We start from the raw sequence: 18,824 nt of genomic DNA on the forward strand, positions 1-18,824 counted from the left end.
ATCCACGGCCTGAGATGGACGTATGAAAGCACTCGTGAACACCCCGGCAGGCCTTGCCGTCCACACTGTCGCCGACCCCTTCCCCGCACCCGACCAGGCGTTGATCGCCGTACGGTCGTTCTCCCTCAACCGCGGCGAACTCGATCTGCTCGCCGCCCGTACCGAAGACTGGCGGCCCGGGCAGGACATCGCCGGCGTTATGGTCGAGCCGGCCGCGGACGGATCGGGGCCGGCGGCAGGAGCGAGGGTGGTGGCGCTCGCCGAGGACAGCGGCTGGGCCGAACTCGCGGCGGTGTCCACGGCCCGGCTGGCCGAACTGCCCGATTCCGTCGACGTCGAGCAGGCCGCCGCGCTGCCGTTGGCCGGTCGAGCCGCGTTGAACACCCTGCGGATCGGCGGCAACTTGTTGGGCAAGAGGGTTCTCGTCACCGGCGCCACCGGGGGCGTCGGGCAACTCCAGGTGCAGCTCGCCGTACTGGCTGGTGCCGAGGTCACTGCGGTCGGCCGCGACGAAGCGGCCGACCTTCTGCTCAAGCGCGGCGCGCGATCGGTCGTACCGGCCGTCACGGAAGCGGAGGGTCTCTTCGACCTGATCACGGAGTCGGTCGGCGGGGAGACGCTCGAGGCTGCCGTCACCCGAGTCGCACCTGGCGGCACGGTGGTCGTCTTCGGCGCGAGCAGTCGCCGTAAGGCAGCCGTCAATCTCTACGACTTCATCGGCCACGAGGGTGCCCGCCTCGTCAGCTACCTCTCGTACGCGGACCCGACGCCCGTCAGCGCCGACCTGCGAACACTCGTCGACCTCGTCGCCACGGGATCCCTGCAACCACCAGTCGGCTTCCAGGCCGATTGGAACCAGGTGCACAACGCACTCGAAGGCCTCCGCAACCGCACGTTCCATGGCAAGGCAGTACTGACCATCCCCTGACCGATCACTGCTGACGGCCTGGCCCTACGCTAGTGAGCCATGGCCTGGATGAGAATCGTGCGGGACGCGTCTGCCCGACTCGAGCTGGCGATGTTACGCGGCGATCTTCTGTCGAGAATGAAGAGCTATGAGCCGGGCCTGCAGGCGGCCGTCGATCAGCATGCGGCGGCGGTACGCGACATCCTTGGCCTGACCATCGGATCAGCCGGCCCGGTCGAGTTGGCGGCGTACGCACAAGGTGTCCGGGACGCCGCGGCCGAGCACGGCTGGAGCCTCGAGCACAGCTCCGAGAGCGACTGGGTGACGCTTCGCCTGTTGGCCACCGTCAGCCTGACGTCAGCCGACACTCTAGAGCTGCCCCAGCTCTGAATCAGCCGTACAGAAACACAGGTGACCCCGGACGCGGTGCGAGCTCGCGCCCGGGGACACCTCCCTCGGATCCAACCTGTCCCCTGGTGTCAGGCGGAGCCGTCCTGGCCGTCCGCTGCTCAGACGGAACCGTCGCTTCGCGGTGGGGGCGGCGGAGTCGACCGGCGCGTGCCACCCTGCAGGTCGCCGCTCAGACCGCCGACAGGCGACTCACCCGGTTCCGGCTGCCACTGGCTGGTCTCCGGGTTGCGTTCCGGGCTGAACTCCCGGATCCGCTCGGCGTCCTCACGTCCTCGCTGGTACGCCTGCTCGCGCGCCCGCGCGTTTGGGAAGTCCTGCTCGGCGCGATCCAGCCACCGGTCCCAGCGTCGCTGCATCGGGCGGACCATGCCGCCGCCCATCCCGACGACGATCACGCCACCCACCGTCGCGAGTACCGCAATGAGCACCGGCGTGGTCACCGCCGTCGCCACGCCGATCTGGTTCAGCGCCGCGATGACACCGAGCGCGATGACGAAGATCTGTACCACCTTCGCGATCAGCTGGCCGTAGCTCAGCGCCGACAACGCGCTGCCGACCAGATCACGCAACGCGTTCGCGATCGCGGCCGCCACCACCACGATGACGATCGCCACCACCGCCCGCGGCAACCAGCGCACGATCGAGGCCAGCAAGTCGCTCACCGGGTTCTGACCGAACACACCGAACGCGAACTGCAGCGCGATCAGGAGGACCGCGTAGTAGATCAGCGCCGCGATCAGACCACTGGCGTCGTACTTCGACTGCGCGAGCGCCCGGCCGACACCACCGCGCTCGACAGCACGGTCGAACCCCACCCGCCCGAGCGCGACGTTCACCAGTTTGCGCAGCGCGGTCGCGACCAGCCACCCGATGAACAAGATCACGAGGAACAGCACGAACTTCGGCAGGAACGTGATCACGGCATGCACCGCGTCGTTCCAGGATTGGGCCAGATTCATCTGTCCACTGCCTTTCGATCAGCTCGACAGATCTCCCCAGCCGACAGCGAGCAAAGACGGACCCTAACGGCCCCCAGCCGTTCCGAAATGGAATAGACCTGCGGTACCCCAGTCCGATGCACACAAACAGAACCCGCGCGGCCGCGTAGCCTGGCGCGGGTGGAGGAGCTTCGTGGGCAACTCAGGGTCTGGCTGCAGAAATGGCGTTGGTACCAGCGGAACTCGTTGCCGTGGAACCGCGGCCGGATCCACTGGGAGCTGATGCGGCGCGGGGCGTTCGCGCGCTGGCCGTTGCACGGGAACGTACTGGAGGCGTTGCGGGACGGGAGACTCGAGCTCGGGCCCAACACGATGTTCGAGCCCGACGTGTGGATCACTGTCGGCGACGAGGGGCGGGTCAGGATCGGGGACGGTACGTTCCTGAACATCGCGGTGATGGTCGCGGCTCTCGACCTGGTGGAGATCGGGTCGCACTGCATGCTGGCGAACGGATGCTTCGTGACGGACGCCGATCACCGGGTCGACGACCCGGAACGGCCGGTGCCGTGGCAGGGGTTCCGCTCCAAGGGGCCGACGCGGATCGGCGACAACGTCTGGCTGGGCGCGAACGTGGTCGTCACCAGCGGGGTGACGATCGGCGAACGGTGCGTCATCGGCGCCAACAGCGTCGTCACGCGAGACATCCCGCCGTACTCCGTCGCCGCCGGCGCACCGGCGAAGGTCCTGCACACCGTCACGTACCCGAAGGCACACCCCTGACTCGGCCGTCCGTGGCTGCTGCGATGACTCTGGTGAGGCGGCTGTGCAGATCCATCAGTTCGTCGACGTCCATCCCCAGGCTCTCGACGATCGCGGGCGGCACCTTCAAAGCCTGGTCACGAAGCGCGCGTCCTTCGTCGGTCAGCACGACGGCCAGGGCGCGTTCATCGGCGGCCGAGCGGTCGCGGCGCACCAGTCCGGCGGCTTCGAGGCGCTTGAGCAGCGGTGAGAGCGTCGCCGGCTCGAGCTGGAGCATTCCGGACAGATCCTTCACCGACACCGGCTCGAACTCCCACAGAGCCAGCATCACCAGGTACTGCGGATGCGTCAGGCCCATCGGCTCGAGCACCGGACGGTACAGCGCGATCACCGTCCGCGCGGCCACCGCCAACGCGAAGCAGACTTGGTGCTCAAGGGCCAGCGGGTTGTCCGGCGGGGTGATCTTCATCGCTGCCATGCCGTCAGCGTACCAACGATGTGTAGACTAACAATTAGTACGCTAACTATCGGAGCAATCATGTCGCAGACGCAGCACACCGGCCCGCGGGAACCGGCTTCGGGACAGTCACGAGCCGCGGTGCAGCGCACAATACGACGGCGCCGCACACCGCGGCCGATGAACATCGAGACCGTTCAGCGCTGGGTCGTCTCCGCGGTCCTGTTCCACGTCGGCACCGTTCCTGCCGTCACGCTGGCCGTGTACAGCATCGGGGTCGCAGCCGGCGACTTCGGCCGCGGTGTCGGACTGTGGTTCATGTCCGGCGTCATCGGCGCCCTTACGGCCGCCGGCATCCTCGCCATCCACCGCCGGACACCCCTCTCCCCGTGGCTGCTCGTAGGCATCCTCCCCACCGCAGTCACCGGCTTCTACATCTTCTGATCAGTCCTCAGCTTCCCAGGCCGCGGCGGACGGTGATGTAGAAGCCGGTCAGGTCGTCGATCAGCGCCTCGATCTGCTGCTGGTCCGTGAGGTCGGCGTCGAGGAGCCAGTCCGATATCAGGTCGAACAAGCCGCCGACGAGACCGATCGCGACACTGTGCCGTACGGCGTGCTGCTCCTCGTGCTGCGCTCCGTCGTACCGATCCCAGAGCTGCACAAGGAAGCCGGCGGCCCAGCGCCGATTGGCACGGCGTTGGCGCTCGACCGCCGCCGAGATGCCGGACGCCATGCCGAAGGTGACCCGGGTGATCCGCGGGTCGTCGACCAGCGCGTGCACGAACGCCGCGAGCAGCCGTGGCGCCTCCTGCCGCTCGTTCCCGGTCGCTTCCGCGGCGATCCCGGCCATCCGCTGCTCGAGACGTTCGGAAGTCCGCTGCAGCAGCGCGAGGTAGCAGTCCTCGCGACTGGCGAACAGCTCGTAGAAGCTCTTCGTCCCGATGAACGCGGTACTGCAGATCTGCTCGATCGACGTACCGAGGTAACCGTTGGCGGCGAACAATCTGAGTGCCGCGTCCAGCAATTGCTCGCGCCGTTCCGCCCGGCGCTGCTCCGCATCGAGTCCCCGTATGGTCCGGCTCATGCGCTGCACGTTACCCAGAGTCCCGGGTCCGTAACCAGCGCGACGGTTATGAACACGACGTCTTGTTTATAACCCGGAATCATGCTCGACTGTGCGTGACGCAGTCGTCACAAGATATGACCACGGGGAGTCGTCATGCCAATCCGCCTTCGCCGAGTCGCCGCGGCTGTCGTTGCCGCGCTTCTCCTCGCAGCCTCGGTCACCACAACCACCACCGCGAGCGCCGCGACCACGTCGGGTTTCGACGACTGGACCTGCAAACCGTCGACTGCCCATCCGGACCCGCTCGTCCTCTTGCACGGTCTGGGCGGCAACGGCCCGGGCAACTACTCCTACCTCGGCCCGTTCCTGGCCGCGAAGGGGTACTGCGCCTTCACCCTGACCTATGGGCAGGCGAACCCGGCCCTCCCCGTCGGCGGCACCATCTCGATCGCCCGGTCTGCTGCCGAGATCGAGGCCTTCGTCCAGCGAGTGCGCGCGGCGACCGGAGCCGCGAAGGTCGACATCGTCGGCCATTCCGAGGGCGGTTTCCAGAGCCTGCACGGGCCGAAGGTTCGTGGGTACGCCGCCGCGGTCGGCAAGGTTGTCGCCCTTGCGCCACCGACGCACGGTACGACGTTCGGCGGTCTCGTCAGCGTTGGCGACTACCTGGGCCTCGGCCCGCTCGTCGACCAGGTACTTCGTCAGTACGGCTGCCCCGCGTGTGACGAACTCATCGTCGGTGGCTCCGCCGTGCGGCAACTGACGGCGGGTCCGATCGCCCAGGCCGGAGTGCGGTACACGGTGATCGCCTCGCGCTTCGACACCCTGGTGACACCGCACGAGACATCATTCATCCGCGAACCTGGCGTAACGAACGAGTACGTCCAGGACACCTGCCCCCTCGACCCGGTCGGCCACGTCGGCCTGGCGTTCGATCCGACGGTCGCCCAACTGGTCGCAAACGCCCTCGACCCGACCCACGCCACCCCTGTCGTCTGCGCCTTCGGCCCACCGCTGTAATCGACCTCGACAAGGGCAGCACCGTCACCGCCCTCATCAAGGCCTCGTCGCCGGCAGCTGAGATTTGTCCTACGCCGGGGCGTGTTCCTTCAGGATCGCCATGAAGGCGCGCATCCAGGCCGGGTGATCCGGCCAGGCGCGCCCTGATACGACGTTCCCGTCGACCACCGCGTCGCCGTCCACCCACTCAGCCCCGCCGGCACGGATGTCGAGCGCGAGCGCCGGGTACGCCGACGTCTTGCGCCCTTCCAGCACACCGGCCGCCGCCGGGACCAGCGGCCCGTGACACAGTTGCGCGACCGGCTTCGACTCACCGTAGAAATGCTTCACGATCCGCTGGCAGTCCGCGTCGTTCCTGATGTACTCCGGCGCCCGCCCACCCGGGATCACCACCGCGACGTAATCCGCCGGATCCACGTCGGCGAACGCCACATCCGCCTGCCAGGTATGCCCTGGCTTCTCGGTGTAGGTGTCGAACCCGTCCACGAAATCGTGCACCACGAACTGCAACTTCTTCACCGCGGGCGCCGCGATGTCGACCTCGTACCCTTCCTCGAGCAGCCGCTGGTACGGGTAGAACACCTCCAGGTCCTCCGCCGCGTCACCGGTGAGAATCAGCACCTTCGCCATCACACCATCTCCTTCGCCTGCGCCTCCCCCGCCAGCGTCCTCCGCGAGCCGAATCGAGGTCAACCCCAGCCGACGGCCATTCCCGAGTCTCGCCGCTCAGCGTCATCGACCGGCCCACCCACGCGTGACCGGACCACTGCGCAGACGCGAGAGGTGCGGACCTCTCCTGGCATTCCGGCCGGCCGCGGGAGGAAGGGAGCAGACGAAGACGGGACGCACGAGGAACGACATCGCCCGCTGGGACACGGCGAGCGACCAACTGTCGCAGCTCTTCCAGGGGCAGTGGCCGGATCTGCCGTCGCTGCTCCGTTCGGACGGCTTCCCCGCTGGCCGACTTGGAGGAGACCGACGACGCCTATCTCCTGGAGCTCGAACTGCCGGGCGTGCCGCTCACCGGGGACTGGAGTTTTAGACTGTCCCCGACCGTGGCGTCGCCCGTTCGACGTCGTCAAGCAGACGGACGTCAACTCGACATCGAGGACCGGGAGGGCGGTTCGGGGGGGCGTACTGGGGGTGGCGGCGGCCCCCGGCGGGCCGCGGGTGTCGCGACCCGCCCACCGGCCGGCTCGCTTCCGTTCTGCGTGAGGCCGGACCACCGGGCGCCCATGCGCGGGCGGCAGTCCGCAGATCGCCGGCAAGAGCCGGCATGTACGGCGCTGCGCCGGGGGCGGATGGGTAGCGCGCCCAGCAGCTGCGGGGGAACCCAGGCCGGCTTCGAGTCCGAAATCCACATCTCCCTGGGGGGACACGGTTCACTTCACGTGGTCCTGAGCTCGGCACAGGTGATGCAGGTACGGGCCGCGGGTCTGGCTTGTAGGCGGGCTGAAGAGATGGGTTGGGCACAGTGTTCGCAAACGCCGTAGCTACCGACTGACAACCGTTCGAATGCTGCCTCGATCTCCGCCAACTGCTCCTGCACCTGCTGCACAAGCGCCATGACCTGCGACCGCTCGAACGCGATCGTCGCCCCTTCGGGGTCGTGTTCGTCATCGGCATTGGAGTCCCGCGAGGCGGCAACCACCCCGTCAAAGTCGCCCGTCAAACTCCCCAGCCGCCGAAGCGCCCGCCGCCGCTGCGCCTCCAACAGATCCCGAGCTCCCTCCATCCCCCCATCGTGACACCGCGCATGAACAGCGGCCGCGCACATCACCCCGCCACGCGGAGCCCTCGCACGCAAGCGCAACAAGCAAATCCCATCCACCAGCCCACACCTCGCACGCACCAGCCACACCCCGCAGGCACCACCCCACAGTTCGCCAGCCCGAGCCCGCACCTCGCAGGCACCACCCCGCACCCCACCGACACCACCCCGCACCTCATCGACACCAACCCAAACCCCACCGGCACCCGCCCACACCCCGCGGACACCCGCCCGCACCTCACCGGCACCAGCCCGTCCCTCTCCGACACCCGCCCACACCCGGCGGGCACCAGCCACACCCCCGCAGGCGCCAGCCCACAATTCGCCGGACCGAGCCCGCACCTCGCAGGCACCAGCCCGTCCCTCACCGACACCACCCCACACCTCATCGACACCAACCCACACCCCACCGGCACCCGCCCACACCCCGCGGGCACCCGCCCGCGCATCACCGCCCCCCGCCCGCACCTCACCGACACCCGCCCGCACCCCGCGGGCACCAACCACACCCCCGCAGGCGGCAGCCCACAGTTCGCCGGACCGAGCCCGCACCTCGCAGGCACCAGCCCGTCACTCACCGACACCACCCCACACCCCACCGACACCACCCCACACCCCACCGGCACCCGCCCACACCCCACCGGCACCCGCCCGCACATCACGGGCACCAGCCCACACCTCACCGACCCCCGCCCGCACCCGCGGGCGCCAACCCACAGCTCGCCGGCCCGAGCCCACACCCCGCAGGCACCAGCCCGCACCCCGCGGGCAGGAGCCGGCAGGTACGGCGGTCAGCTGGGGGTGGGTGGGTAGCGCGCGGAGTAGGTGCGGGCGGGAAGTGGAGCGACCGGCGGGCCTGCGTAGCACGCGGGGGGTTCTACCTGCATGCCGGAGATGGCTCTCGCGATTATCAGGCGCTGGATTTCGTAGGTGCCTTCGAAGATGGTAGATCTGTGCCCGCGTCGCGCGGGGCCGCGGCGCAAAGACGTGAGTCTGGCTGTTGACCTGCGGTTTGTCTCGCATTGGTGGTCAAGGATGTTTCAGCTTCCCACGTAGCAGTCGCGTAGCAAGAACTTGCCTCCAGCAACCTTTGTACGCTCGATTGCGATCCATCCTGCCGCAGGTCTTCCCCAGCGCGCGTGGGGTCGTCGTTGACCACGTCAGGCTGTTGCGTACGGCAACGAACCGTCGCCCGGGCGCTCTGCGATCAGATTGGCGGGCAGGCATCCCCGGAGTCGTCAGCAACTCCCTGATCCGACGCTCCACTGCATCAAACCTCGAACCCCTCCATGCCCGGACATGCACTTCGGCGCTGTCTCCCCCGCTGGGCAAGACGTACAGCATTCGCGAGATCCCCAGCTGAGCGCGAGCACCTTGATCGCAGTAGAAGATCTTCCCGTGCCGGCGGCGGAGCCGGAGCCGGCGGCATGGGCTGCGCCTGGCCATCCTGTCCGACCTGTCCAGCCGGCGGATCTCGGCCCAATCCTCCGTCGTCATCACCGTTCATTTTCGGCCGTCGCCGAAGACTCAGTCTTCACCCGTCGTCTCTGGACTGATGGACTACCCAGTGTCACTATCTGCTCTAAGGATCAGGCGGGGGAATGCCTGGTGGCGGTACCTGGGTGGGGGGATCGAGTATGGGCCCGTTCGACGACGATGCGAGCGATGACGAGTCCCGGGAGCGGGCCGAGCAGGTTGTCGACGAGCTCCTCGGGAGGCAGCAAAGCGACGCGGTAGGCAGCCTCAGTGTCGCCGACATCGAGAACGACGTCGAGACGTTCGGGCAGCAACTCGACCTGCTCGGCGCACTCGGCCTCGGCTTCCCGGCGCTCGCCGTCGGCGACGAATACATCCCCATGTCCCTGCAACTCGTCAGCCAACCCCGCAGACCGATCGATCTCGACGACATCCAATTTCTCCGGCTCCCCGGTGAGTGGTACTACGACCGGATCCGGCGCGACTTCGAGCTCGCCGAGCTCGAAAACGACCGGTTCAGGACGATCCCCGCCGAGGCGGCCCAAGAGACGTTCCGGAGTCGGCTCGTCGGCTTCCTGACGACCCGGATCGCGGCGACCGCCGGCCGCATCGGATGGCCGGCGCAGGCGATCCAGTTGCCGCTTCGCCGCGGCGGACGCCGTACGGCGGTCCCCGGCTGTACGTTCACCGTGACCGCCAACACCAGCGGGCTGCGGGTCCACTGGTCCGGCGCGTACTTCGCCTCCGGGAAGTACTTCGGCCATCCGACGAACCCGGCTGTCTCAACCCTGCAGTCGGGCGACTACATCTTCGGCGTCGACGGCGGCTCCTACACCAGCATCGTGTGGGACCACACCGTGGTCAAACTGCCCGGCACTCCGAGCATCCATCTCCTCTACTAGGCGGCCACGATGGACAAGTACGGCCCGTTCGCGAACATTGCCGCCATCGCCCTCGCCCTGGTCGCACTGTTCAGCATGCTGCTGGTGAAAATGCTGGGGTCGGTGAAGAAATGGACCTGGCTCACCGACAGCCCTCCCCCGTTCCTGGTCAAAGCAGGGCCGCAAGCGCTCGCGATCGCCTTAATGGTCGCGGCGTACCTGACCGCAGCGAGGTCCAACCAGGGCTGGTTCATCGCGGCCGCGATCGTCTGCGGGCTCCTCTGCCTGATCTCCATCATCCGCTTCGACCGGGACCGCCGTACGCATGTCGTCGGGGTCCCGCTGGTCGGCTCCAACGGTCAGCCGTTGGTCGACGGCAAGGGCCGTCCCCTCGTCAAGAACGTTGTCATCGGCACCGAAAGCAACCTCAGCGAGCCGGCCAAGACCCACCTCAGCGAGGCACGCAAGGAGAAGGGTGGCGTGTCCCTCGTCCGCTTCATGAGCGGGTACGGCGACATCAACAACCCCGAAGACCTGTGGGAGCGCAACCTCCTCGCCCGCATCGGCACCCGCCTCACCACCACCCTGATGGCCATCATCCTGTTCGCCGTCTTGACCCTCTTCCTGGCAGCCCTGCTCGTAGACATCACCCAACGCGCGACTTAGACATGCCATTCAGAGGCTTCACCCTCTGACGACGTGGGCGCATACTGGCGCTGGGGGGCGGGCGATGAGCGCAACTGCAGTGGACGTACGGGCACTCACCGAGCTGGCGCGGGACTTCCGCGGCGATCTGGTCCAGCCGGGCGATCCGGCGTACGACGATCTCCGCAGGGTCTGGAACGGGTCGATCGACCGACGACCCGGACTGATCGCGCGCTGCACAGGGGTCGCGGACGTCCGATCCGCGCTCACCTATGCCAGGCGAACCGGCGGCCCGGTCGCGGCCCGCGGCGGCGGGCACAGCTTCCCGGGCCATTCGACCTGCGACCACGGTCTCCTGCTGGACCTCGCGCTGCTCAAGGGCATCCGGGTCGATCCAGTACGGCGTACCGCCCGCGCACAGGCCGGGGTTCTGCTCGGGGAACTCGATCGCGAGACCCAGGCATTCGGCTTGGCCACGCCCGCGGGCATCGTCACGCACACCGGCCTCGCCGGGCTGACGCTGGGAGGCGGGATCGGCTGGCTGATGCGCAAGTACGGGCTGACCATCGACAATCTGCTCTCGGTCGACGTGCTCACCGCCGAGGGAGAGTTCCTGACCGCCAGCGAGGACGCCAACGCCGAGCTGTTCTGGGGCATTCGGGGTGGCGGCGGGAACTTCGGGGTTGTCACCGAGTTCGAGTTCCGCCTTCATCCGGTCGGACCGATCGTCTATGCCGGGCCGATCGTCTGGCCGATGGAGCAGTCCCCGGACCTGCTGCGTTTCTATCGCGATTGGATAGCAGACATTCCCGACGAACTGACCACCGCGGTGATCCACCGCCGGCTGCCGGCCGCACCCGGCATCCCGGCCGAGCTCCAGGGCCGGCCGGTCGTCATGGTGATGGCGATCTACTGCGGAGCGATCGAGGACGGTGAGCGGGTACTCGCGCCGCTCAAGGCGTTCGCGCCGTCGCTGCTTGACCTGTGCATCGCGAGACCGTTCGTCGAGCAGCAGGCAATTCTCGACCCCAGCTTCCTGCGAGGCCGCTGGTACTACATGCAGTCCTGTGACGTCGCCGAACTGTCCGACGAGGTGATCGATATAGCCGTCGAGCGCGCGCTGGCGATCGACTCGCCCTATACGACGAACCCGATCTTCCAACTCGGAGGCGCGATCTCGCGCGTCCCTTCGGCCAACACGGCGTTCGGCAGTCGAAACAGCGGGCACACGTTCAACTTCGTCGGCGTGACCGAGGGCCCCGAGGGCTTCGACGCCCAGCGGCAGTGGGCGCAGGCCTCGCGACAGGCACTGGAGCCTCATCAGTCCGGCGTCTACGTCAACTTCCTCAACGACGACGGCCAACAACGAATCCGATCCGCCTACGGCGCAACGACGTACGACCGGCTACAGGCACTCAAGCGCCAGTACGACCCAGCAAACCTCTTCCACCTGAACCAGAACATCCCGCCCAACTGACGCAGGAGAGAACCGCGGACGAGTTGCCCTCGCGGGTTGGCGCCTGCAGCTGAGCCCCCTCCGGGTGGCCGCCTGCGTGCCTTGGCGTTCGGTGGCGCCTCGGCCCGGTTGGGCGGGGTGGTCGCAAGCGAGCGCAACGAGCACATCGCGGGCGGCAGCCCGCACGTCGCCGGGCCAGCCCGCAGGTCGGCGGCGGGCGTCGGCAGCTACGGCGCTGAGCCGGGAGTGCGTGAGTAGCGCGCAACAGGTGCGGAAGGGGGCGGAGCGACCGGAGCACCTGCGGAACACGCCGGCGACTTTTCTACCTGATGCGCATGCCTGAGATGGCTCGGGCGATCACTAGGCGCTGGAGTTCGGAGGTGCCTTCGAAGACGGTGTAGATCACTTCCAGCCTGACGGCAACCTCGACTGGGAGAGGCGTATCTCCCTCCTGACCTGCGGTTTCGCCATTCGTCAATGATCATCGGTGCCCAGCGTTAGTCAGCGTCTCACGGAGCAGTGACGGAGCAGGAACTTGCCCGCGGCAACGTTTGAGCCTACCCGAGGCTGGCTCCACGGGTCCTCGCGGAAGTGGATCGTCTGCAGCGTCACGTCACCGAACTTCGGCACGCGAACGCAGTCCTCCGAGAGGCCTTGAGCCGCGCGCAGACGCGCCTGTTGTCCGCTCAGAGGCCGTTCCGCAGGTAATGCTGAGTCGTGATCGGCTGGTCCCGCGGATGCCCGGTCCGGTTCACGCTGAGAGGTGTCAGCGCGAACCGAACCGGGCTCAGAACCTCGACCTCGATCCGTCAGGAGATGCGAAGTGAGGCTTTGGTGGAGGGGCGGGACGGGCGCGGAGTGCTGGGGTCAGTGAGGAGGTAACCCCTCTCGGCACACCCGCCCCGCCTGCTTGGGAATCTCCGACAGCAGGACTCCGGCGTGACTGGGTCGGAGGTCGGTGACGTTCGATCGGGTCCGCTCGACGCAAGACGGAGAGGGCTGGGCAAAATCAGGACGCCGTCGTTGAGGCCCAGGACTGCGGGATCGGACCCTTTACCTCCGCCTACGCCGCGATGCTCGGCGATCGGTTGCAGCTCACATGAGCTCGGTTCAGTCGTCGAGCCACTCGGCTCCGGTGGCGTCGCGGTGGTAGCCCTTGTGGTGGCCGTGGATGCAGACGCGTCCGGTCATTGGGTTCTCGCCGTCGCAGCGTTCGGCGGAGCGTAGTTCCGGCCAGCCGGTATCACGTCCACAGTCGTTGCTCGTACTCATTACCCGCTCGACGCCAAAGCGAGAGACATTGTCTGCTGGCGTCACGTACGACTCGTTCATGTCGCCCCCGTCGTTCGGATCTGTTGGGCGCAACAAAGTTAGGTCGCGAGAACATCGTCGCGGGTGCGGATTTCTTCGGATTTCTCGGCGAATTCCAGATGACCAGGCCGAGGCGAAATCACGTGCTCGCAGTGTCTGTCTCGGCAGCAAGGTCGGACATCACGCGACCAATGACTTGGCGAGCGGCGTGGCCGTAGCTCGCCACTGCGGCAAGCTGCTCGAACGCGTCGCCGTACAGTTCGAGCTCCTGCGGCTGGCGGAGGTCGAGAGCGGCGCTGAAGGTCTCGACCACGACCCGGCGGTCGTCGTACATCCAGAACCCATGCCACGGTGAGATCGTGTACTCGGTCGTCGCCGCGATGATGCCGAGCCGGACGTTCGGTAGATGAGAGGCTGACGCTAACCGGTCGAGCTGGCCGAGGAGAACGTCGACGGGGCAGAGACGCAGTCGGAGCGCGGCCTCGGGCATGACGATGTGGAACTGCTTGCCCGGCCGGTAGAGGATCTCCTGCCGGCGCAGACGGGCAGCGACTGCCTCGTCCGCGTCGTTGGGTCCCTTGAGCCGGCGGACGGATTCAACGAACCGCGCACGGGCGTACTCCGCGGTCTGCAGCAGTCCCGGTACGACCGTTGCCTCGAAGATCCGGAACAGCCGAGTTCGCTGCTCCCACTCGAGAAGCCGCTCCTGCGCAGGCCGGTGACCGGCGCGCACGACCTGGCGCCATTCGGCGTACTGCAACTCCAGCGTATGCAGCGAGGCGAGCAGCGCATCAAGCTCGGCCTCGTGATCACTCACACGCACCCACGCGCGGAGATCATCATCCGTGGGCGTTTGACGGCCGTTCTCGATCTTGGACACCTTCGACGGCGGCCAGCCCAGCGACTCCGCGAACTGCCGCCCGGTCGTACCCGCTGACTGGCGGAGCTGGCGGAGTCGCCTGCCGAGGGCTGTACGAGCCTCGTGGACGCTAACTGCGTCCGATGTATTGGCTGGCAAAGTCGTCCCGTCGTACTGCTCGGTGCCAGGCGGTGTCCCGCCAGTAATTGTGCTGCACGATCTGCGCCGGGTCGCTGATCAGCTCGGTGCCGAGGAACGTGTCGTTGTCGTCGAAGTTCATCCGTACGACGGTTCTCGAATCGAACAACCAATAGTCGTGCTTGGGTACGCCGTCGTTGTCGGCCTGCTCGCGCGGCAGGTAACGGATGTCTTCTCCGGCGGCGGTGGTGAACTGCGAGCACCACACACCGAAGCGGGTGTAGTCGGTCAAGGGAACGGTCACGACACGAACCCGCGCAAACCGGCGTCCGCTCGCAGTCGCGCCCCGAACCAGGTCGAGCCACTCGCCCAGCCAGGCCGGTTCATCCCGGTTGCCGGCCAGGTACTGCGCGAGCGGTTCGGCCTCATCGGGCTCGTTGTAGCGGTCACGGACCTCGAGCCGGAACGCGGTGTGCTCGAAGCTGTTGAGCAACTCCCAGAGCGAGGGCTCGCTGCTCAGCGGTCCTGCTCCTCGAGGTAGCGGAGCGCGTACATCTTCAGTACGTCCTCCGGGATCTCGATCAGGGTCTCGTGGTCTGGGACCGGGGCGACAGCGTTCACATCCGCCAGCACCTCCGGGTCCGTGACCTTCCAGCCCTGCGCGATGTAGGTCACCCGATCGGTGCGGTCGGTCGCGAACAACGTCGGCGAGCTGCTGGTCTGGGAGTTCGGGTCCTTGCCGAGGAAACGAGCGCGCATGAAGGGCCTCCTTGCTCGAAATCTGGAGAAATCCGGCTCATCATGATGATGTCGCCGCTCGTCCCCCGGCGCAACATTTGTCGGCGAGTGCGGGTGTGGAGGGCGTCAGACCTACCGGCTTTGGTGAGTTTGAGCCCGATCCGTAGCGGACGCATGCGGGTGGGCAAGGCATCGGTCATCGCTGCGTTGAGTCCGCTCTCGGACGGCCGCGCCCCGGCGACCGCCTGCGGACCTCGGCGTTTGGTGATCACGTCGGCCCGGTCGTACGGGGCGGTCGCACGCGAGCGCAGCGAGCAAATCGCGGGCGCTAGCCCGCAGTCGACGGCGGGAGCCGGCAGGTCGCGGGCGGCAGCCCGCTGTTGGGCGGCGGGAGCCGGCAGGGACGGCGTCAGCCGGGGGAGGGTGGGGTGCGCGCGGAGCGGGTGCGGGAGGGAGCGGAGCGACCGGAGCATCTGCGGAGCGCGCGGGGGGCTTACTACCTGATGCGCATGCCGGAGATTGCGCGGGCGATCACCAAGCGTTGGATTTCGGAGGTGCCTTCGAAGATGGTGTAGATCTTGGCGTCTCGGTGCATGCGTTCGACCGGGTATTCGCGGGTGTAGCCGTTGCCGCCGAGGATTTGGATGGCTTCTTCGGTGACTTTTACGGCTACTTCGCCGGCCTTCAGTTTGGCCATGGAGCCTTCGCCGTGGCGGTAGTCGGGGGTTTCGCCGCGCATGAGGGCGGCGGACATGTTGGCGGCTCGCCAGACCAGCAGCCTTGCGGCGTCGATTTCCAGGGCCATGTCGGCGAGTTTGAAGGCGATGCCCTGGTTGTCGATGATCGGGCGGCCGAACTGTTCGCGGGTTTTGGCGTAGTCGAGGGCTACTTCGTAGGCGGCGCGGGCGATGCCGACGGCTTGGGCGCCGACGATGTGGCGGGTCATTTCGAAGGTGGCCATCGAGGCGTTGCGGCCGGTCGAGCCGGCAGCGTTGGGACCGGCAGTACGCGCGGCGGCTTCGCGGGCTCGGGCGAGGCGTTCGTCGAGTTTTTCCTTGCCGCCGAGGACGTTGGCGGCCGGGATACGGACGTTGTCGAAGAAGACGTCGGCGGTGTGCGATGCGCGCAGGCCGTGCTTCTTCAACTTCGTACCCTGCTCGAGACCGCGAACCTCCGACTTGGGTACGACGAACGCCGCCTGGCCCTTCGTACCGAGCGACGGGTCGACTGTGGCGACGACCACGTGGATGTCCGCGATGCCGCCGTTCGTGGCCCAGGCCTTCTGACCGTTGATGACCCACTCACCAGAAGCCTCATCAAAAACAGCACGAGTACGAATGGCCGAGACGTCCGAGCCGGCGCCGGGTTCGGACGAGCAGAAGGCGGCGACGCGTACGTCGTCAGGGGTGCCGTAGCACCGCGGCATCCACTGGCTCCACTGTTCCGGCGTACCGTTCGAGAAGATGGCCGATGATGCCAGACCGGTGCCCTTCAACGACATACCGATGCCGGCGTCGCCCCAGAACAGTTCCTCGTGGACGAGCGGCATCAGCAGGCCGGACGGGTCGACGAACAGGTTGATGTTGGCGTCGAGACCGTACAGACCGATCTTCGCGGCCTCCTGGATCACCGGCCACGGGGTCTCCTCGCGCTCGTCCCACTCCGCGGCGGCCGGCCGGATCACATCGGCGGCGAAGGAGTGCGCCCAGTCGCGGATCTCCTTCTGCTCCTCGTTCAGCGCCAGCGAGAAGGGGCTCCAGCCCGGCTTGGAACGCTCGGAGCCGAGTTCACCGGCCAGTGCCATCACGTCGGCGGAGACAACAGGGTCGCTCATCAGGTCCTCACAGCTGCGGGGATGTTACCGATGAGTGTAACTGTCGTTTGCACCAAGGGGTACCACTGTGGCTAAGATCGATCCATGAGCTCCGCGCTGCTCGCGATCGGACGCCGCCGGACCACGGCGGAGCGCCGTCGCGACCGGGAGCGGGACATCATCCGCGCCACCCGGGAGCTGTTCGACGAGCGCGGCACGATCGACGCCCAGATCGACGATATCGCCAAGCGGGTCGGGATCAACAAGGCGCTGATCTACCGGCACTTCGCCGGCAAGGAGGAGCTGTTCGCGCTCACCCTCGTCGACTACCTCCAGGAGCTCGACGAACGCCTGGAAGAAAATGACGGCCCGCGAAGGGCGCCGCTGAACAGGCTCAAGGCGCTCAGCGAGACGTTCGTCGACTTCTGCCTCGGCTACCCGGCCTTCACCGATTGCGCGATGAGCCTGTTGAGAAGGACCGGCGAGGAGCTGTTCGGCGAGATCACCGAGCCGGTGATGGTCAAACTCGGTACGGCGATGGCGGCGCCGCTGGACCGGATCGCCGCCGTCCTCAAGGCCGGCCAGCGCACCGGGGTGTTCGACGAGGTGGACACGGCGTACCTGGCGAACCATCTGTACACCCAGACCCTGGGGTCGTTGCACATGGCAAGGGTCGGGCTGATCGTGTCGGGCAGCCAACCGGGACACCCGGTGGTGCATCATGCCGATGTCGGCACCGTCCGGTCGACGGCGATCACCGCCACGCTCGCCACCGCGGTCGGCCGCAAGGCCCTGAATCACAAGGCCGCAGTGGGCCAGAAGGCCGCGGTAGGCCAGAAAGCTCTGCCAACCAAGAAGACCCGCTCCGCAAGCACTAGAGCAGGAGAGACATCGTGACCGAACCGCGCAAGGTGGCCGTGGTCGCCGGTAACCGGATCCCGTTCGCCCGGCAGGACAAGACCTACCGGCACGCCTCGAACTCCGACATGCTCACCGCCGCGCTGAACGGTCTCGTCGACCGGACCGGCCTCGGCGGGCAGGAGGTCGGCGAGGTGGTGGCCGGCGCGGTCCTCAAGCACGCCCGCGACTGGAACATGGTGCGCGAGGTGGTGCTCGGGTCGAAGCTGGCCCCGACCACCCCGGCGTACGACATCCAGCAGGCGTGTGGCACCGGGCTGGAGGCCGCGATCCTGGTCGGCAACAAGATCGCGCTCGGCCAGATCGACGCGGGTATCGCCGGCGGCGTCGACACCGCGTCCGACGCCCCACTGAGCGTCAACGACCACCTGCGCAACATCCTCCTGGACCTGAACCGGGCGAAGACGTACCCGGACCGCCTCAAGGTGCTGGCCCGCGTCCGCCCGAAGGACGTCGTACCGGAGATCCCGCGCAACGCCGAGCCGCGGACCCGGAAGTCGATGGGTGAGCACGCCGCGCTGACCGCGCTGGAGTGGGGTATCACCCGCGAGGCGCAGGACGAGCTCGCCTACCGGTCCCACATGAACCTGGCCGCCGCGTACGACCGGGGCTTCCAGCAGGACCTGATCACGCCGTACCTGGGTCTCGAGAAGGACCAGAACCTCAGGCCCGACACGACACTCGAGAAGCTGGCGAAGCTGAAGCCCGTCTTCGGCCAGGGCGAGACCGCGACGATGACGGCCGGCAACTCCACGCCGCTGACCGACGGCGCCTCGACAGTGCTGCTGTCGACCGACGAATGGGCCGAGCAGCACGGGCTGCGGCCGCTGGCGTACCTCACGCACTCCCAGACCGCCGCGGTCGACTACGTGAAGGGCGCCGAAGGTCTCCTGATGGCTCCTGCCTACGCGGTGCCGAGGATGCTCCAACGGGCAGGCCTGACGCTGCAGGACTTCGACTACTACGAGATCCATGAGGCGTTCGCGTCCCAGGTGCTGGCCACCCTGAAGGCGTGGGAGGATCCGATCTTCTGCAAGGAACGGCTCGGCCTGGACGCTCCGCTCGGCGAGGTCGACCGGGACAAGCTGAACGTGAACGGCAGCTCGCTGGCCGCGGGCCATCCGTTCGCCGCGACCGGCGGGCGGATCGTCGCCGCGCTGGCCAAGCAACTGGACGAGAACGGTGGCGGCCGCGGTCTGATCTCGATCTGCGCCGCGGGTGGCCAGGGTGTCGTCGCCATCCTCGAGAAGTAGGAGTTGA

The 18,824-nt window shown here is 67.4% G+C and carries 20 protein-coding genes and 1 pseudogene; 10 read left to right on the plus strand and 11 right to left on the minus strand.

The window, feature by feature from the left end; genetic code table 11:
• The first annotated feature begins 22 nt into the window (after window positions 1-22).
• Window positions 23-928 (plus strand): zinc-binding dehydrogenase, encoded by a 906-nt coding sequence (locus tag FB475_RS31645; protein WP_141861168.1) that lies wholly within the window; start codon window positions 23-25, stop codon window positions 926-928.
• Between the two features lie 39 nt (window positions 929-967).
• Window positions 968-1,297: a DUF6401 family natural product biosynthesis protein gene (locus FB475_RS31650; protein WP_202878628.1), complete on the plus strand. Its 330-nt coding sequence runs from the start codon at window positions 968-970 to the stop codon at window positions 1,295-1,297.
• 119 nt (window positions 1,298-1,416) lie between these two features.
• On the opposite strand, the gene FB475_RS31655 is transcribed toward FB475_RS31650, so the two are convergent.
• Window positions 1,417-2,277 carry a mechanosensitive ion channel family protein gene (locus tag FB475_RS31655; RefSeq protein WP_141861170.1) on the minus strand — a complete coding sequence of 287 codons (861 nt, stop codon included), beginning with the start codon at window positions 2,275-2,277 and terminating at the stop codon, window positions 1,417-1,419.
• A gap of 159 nt (window positions 2,278-2,436) precedes the next feature.
• Between FB475_RS31655 and FB475_RS31660 the strand changes: the two genes are divergently transcribed.
• Window positions 2,437-3,036 carry an acyltransferase gene (locus FB475_RS31660; RefSeq protein WP_141861172.1) on the plus strand — a complete coding sequence of 200 codons (600 nt, stop codon included), beginning with the start codon at window positions 2,437-2,439 and terminating at the stop codon, window positions 3,034-3,036.
• On the opposite strand, the gene FB475_RS31665 is transcribed toward FB475_RS31660, so the two are convergent.
• Window positions 3,011-3,493 carry a MarR family winged helix-turn-helix transcriptional regulator gene (locus FB475_RS31665; RefSeq protein ID WP_238332554.1) on the minus strand — a complete coding sequence of 161 codons (483 nt, stop codon included), beginning with the start codon at window positions 3,491-3,493 and terminating at the stop codon, window positions 3,011-3,013. The two genes, FB475_RS31660 and FB475_RS31665, sit on opposite strands and share 26 nt — an antisense overlap.
• 159 nt (window positions 3,494-3,652) lie before the next feature.
• Between FB475_RS31665 and FB475_RS31670 the strand changes: the two genes are divergently transcribed.
• Window positions 3,653-3,916 (plus strand): hypothetical protein, encoded by a 264-nt coding sequence (locus tag FB475_RS31670; protein ID WP_141861174.1) that lies wholly within the window; start codon window positions 3,653-3,655, stop codon window positions 3,914-3,916.
• 7 nt (window positions 3,917-3,923) lie between these two features.
• Here FB475_RS31670 and FB475_RS31675 read toward each other — a convergent pair whose 3' ends face one another.
• The gene (locus FB475_RS31675; protein WP_141861176.1) at window positions 3,924-4,556 is read right to left on the minus strand and encodes a TetR/AcrR family transcriptional regulator; all 633 of its coding nucleotides are present in this window, start codon (window positions 4,554-4,556) and stop codon (window positions 3,924-3,926) included.
• A gap of 135 nt (window positions 4,557-4,691) precedes the next feature.
• Between FB475_RS31675 and FB475_RS31680 the strand changes: the two genes are divergently transcribed.
• Window positions 4,692-5,558, plus strand: a complete 867-nt coding sequence (locus tag FB475_RS31680; protein WP_141861178.1) for an alpha/beta fold hydrolase — start codon at window positions 4,692-4,694, stop codon at window positions 5,556-5,558.
• Between the two features lie 69 nt (window positions 5,559-5,627).
• Here the strand turns inward: FB475_RS31680 and FB475_RS31685 are convergent, their stop codons facing one another.
• Together FB475_RS31685 and FB475_RS31690 are read right to left on the minus strand one after the other, a co-directional pair.
• Window positions 5,628-6,188, minus strand: coding sequence for a DJ-1/PfpI family protein (locus FB475_RS31685; protein ID WP_141861180.1), 561 nt, complete (start codon window positions 6,186-6,188; stop codon window positions 5,628-5,630).
• 757 nt (window positions 6,189-6,945) lie between these two features.
• Window positions 6,946-7,293, minus strand: a complete 348-nt coding sequence (locus FB475_RS31690) for a TraR/DksA family transcriptional regulator (RefSeq protein ID WP_141861182.1) — start codon at window positions 7,291-7,293, stop codon at window positions 6,946-6,948.
• 1,673 nt (window positions 7,294-8,966) lie between these two features.
• Between FB475_RS31690 and FB475_RS31700 the strand changes: the two genes are divergently transcribed.
• From FB475_RS31700 to FB475_RS31710, 3 genes are all read left to right on the plus strand, one after another.
• Window positions 8,967-9,707 (plus strand): hypothetical protein, encoded by a 741-nt coding sequence (locus tag FB475_RS31700; RefSeq protein WP_141861186.1) that lies wholly within the window; start codon window positions 8,967-8,969, stop codon window positions 9,705-9,707.
• 9 nt (window positions 9,708-9,716) lie between these two features.
• Complete coding sequence (locus FB475_RS31705; protein ID WP_141861188.1) at window positions 9,717-10,352, plus strand: hypothetical protein; 636 nt, start codon at window positions 9,717-9,719, stop codon at window positions 10,350-10,352.
• A gap of 64 nt (window positions 10,353-10,416) precedes the next feature.
• Entirely contained in the window at window positions 10,417-11,808 is a 1,392-nt protein-coding gene (locus tag FB475_RS31710; RefSeq protein WP_141861190.1) for an FAD-binding oxidoreductase, read from the plus strand.
• Window positions 11,809-12,897: 1,089 nt separating this feature from the next.
• Here the strand turns inward: FB475_RS31710 and FB475_RS37015 are convergent.
• The 6 genes and pseudogenes from FB475_RS37015 to FB475_RS31730 form a co-directional block, all read right to left on the minus strand.
• Entirely contained in the window at window positions 12,898-13,119 is a 222-nt protein-coding gene (locus FB475_RS37015; protein ID WP_238332555.1) for a hypothetical protein, read from the minus strand.
• A gap of 118 nt (window positions 13,120-13,237) precedes the next feature.
• Window positions 13,238-13,915: a DUF5753 domain-containing protein gene (locus FB475_RS31715; protein ID WP_238332556.1), complete on the minus strand. Its 678-nt coding sequence runs from the start codon at window positions 13,913-13,915 to the stop codon at window positions 13,238-13,240.
• Between the two features lie 9 nt (window positions 13,916-13,924).
• Window positions 13,925-14,116, minus strand: a pseudogene (locus FB475_RS38485) (helix-turn-helix domain-containing protein); the annotation flags it as partial.
• Complete coding sequence (locus FB475_RS31720) at window positions 14,088-14,588, minus strand: DUF6879 family protein (RefSeq protein WP_202878629.1); 501 nt, start codon at window positions 14,586-14,588, stop codon at window positions 14,088-14,090. The gene FB475_RS31720 and the pseudogene FB475_RS38485, both read right to left, overlap by 29 nt.
• Window positions 14,589-14,611: 23 nt before the next feature.
• Complete coding sequence (locus FB475_RS31725; protein WP_141861196.1) at window positions 14,612-14,854, minus strand: hypothetical protein; 243 nt, start codon at window positions 14,852-14,854, stop codon at window positions 14,612-14,614.
• A 475-nt stretch (window positions 14,855-15,329) separates the two neighbouring features.
• On the minus strand, window positions 15,330-16,667 hold the full coding sequence (locus tag FB475_RS31730; protein ID WP_238332557.1) for an acyl-CoA dehydrogenase family protein: 1,338 nt from the start codon (window positions 16,665-16,667) through the stop codon (window positions 15,330-15,332).
• Window positions 16,668-16,751: 84 nt separating this feature from the next.
• Here FB475_RS31730 and FB475_RS31735 point away from each other — a divergent pair, with 84 nt between their 5' ends.
• Together FB475_RS31735 and FB475_RS31740 are read left to right on the plus strand one after the other, a co-directional pair.
• Complete coding sequence (locus tag FB475_RS31735; protein WP_141861198.1) at window positions 16,752-17,543, plus strand: TetR/AcrR family transcriptional regulator; 792 nt, start codon at window positions 16,752-16,754, stop codon at window positions 17,541-17,543.
• Window positions 17,540-18,817, plus strand: a complete 1,278-nt coding sequence (locus tag FB475_RS31740; protein WP_141861200.1) for an acetyl-CoA C-acetyltransferase — start codon at window positions 17,540-17,542, stop codon at window positions 18,815-18,817. The genes FB475_RS31735 and FB475_RS31740 overlap by 4 nt, the downstream gene beginning before the upstream one ends.
• Window positions 18,818-18,824 lie beyond the last annotated feature (7 nt).

Source organism: Kribbella jejuensis (assembly GCF_006715085.1).
Taxonomy (GTDB): Bacteria; Actinomycetota; Actinomycetes; order Propionibacteriales; family Kribbellaceae; genus Kribbella; species Kribbella jejuensis.

Coding starts and splice junctions, on each gene's coding strand:
- FB475_RS31730 (WP_238332557.1), bottom strand. CDS start 16,667: ATGAGCGACCCTGTTGTCTCCGCCGACGTGATGGCACTGGCCGGTGAA.
- FB475_RS31700 (WP_141861186.1), top strand. CDS start 8,967: ATGGGCCCGTTCGACGACGATGCGAGCGATGACGAGTCCCGGGAGCGG.
- FB475_RS31735 (WP_141861198.1), top strand. CDS start 16,752: ATGAGCTCCGCGCTGCTCGCGATCGGACGCCGCCGGACCACGGCGGAG.
- FB475_RS31710 (WP_141861190.1), top strand. CDS start 10,417: ATGAGCGCAACTGCAGTGGACGTACGGGCACTCACCGAGCTGGCGCGG.
- FB475_RS31690 (WP_141861182.1), bottom strand. CDS start 7,293: ATGGAGGGAGCTCGGGATCTGTTGGAGGCGCAGCGGCGGCGGGCGCTT.
- FB475_RS31705 (WP_141861188.1), top strand. CDS start 9,717: ATGGACAAGTACGGCCCGTTCGCGAACATTGCCGCCATCGCCCTCGCC.
- FB475_RS31685 (WP_141861180.1), bottom strand. CDS start 6,188: ATGGCGAAGGTGCTGATTCTCACCGGTGACGCGGCGGAGGACCTGGAG.
- FB475_RS31645 (WP_141861168.1), top strand. CDS start 23: ATGAAAGCACTCGTGAACACCCCGGCAGGCCTTGCCGTCCACACTGTC.
- FB475_RS31665 (WP_238332554.1), bottom strand. CDS start 3,493: ATGGCAGCGATGAAGATCACCCCGCCGGACAACCCGCTGGCCCTTGAG.
- FB475_RS31680 (WP_141861178.1), top strand. CDS start 4,692: ATGCCAATCCGCCTTCGCCGAGTCGCCGCGGCTGTCGTTGCCGCGCTT.
- FB475_RS31655 (WP_141861170.1), bottom strand. CDS start 2,277: ATGAATCTGGCCCAATCCTGGAACGACGCGGTGCATGCCGTGATCACG.
- FB475_RS31670 (WP_141861174.1), top strand. CDS start 3,653: ATGAACATCGAGACCGTTCAGCGCTGGGTCGTCTCCGCGGTCCTGTTC.
- FB475_RS31650 (WP_202878628.1), top strand. CDS start 968: ATGGCCTGGATGAGAATCGTGCGGGACGCGTCTGCCCGACTCGAGCTG.
- FB475_RS31725 (WP_141861196.1), bottom strand. CDS start 14,854: ATGCGCGCTCGTTTCCTCGGCAAGGACCCGAACTCCCAGACCAGCAGC.
- FB475_RS31675 (WP_141861176.1), bottom strand. CDS start 4,556: ATGAGCCGGACCATACGGGGACTCGATGCGGAGCAGCGCCGGGCGGAA.
- FB475_RS37015 (WP_238332555.1), bottom strand. CDS start 13,119: ATGAACGAGTCGTACGTGACGCCAGCAGACAATGTCTCTCGCTTTGGC.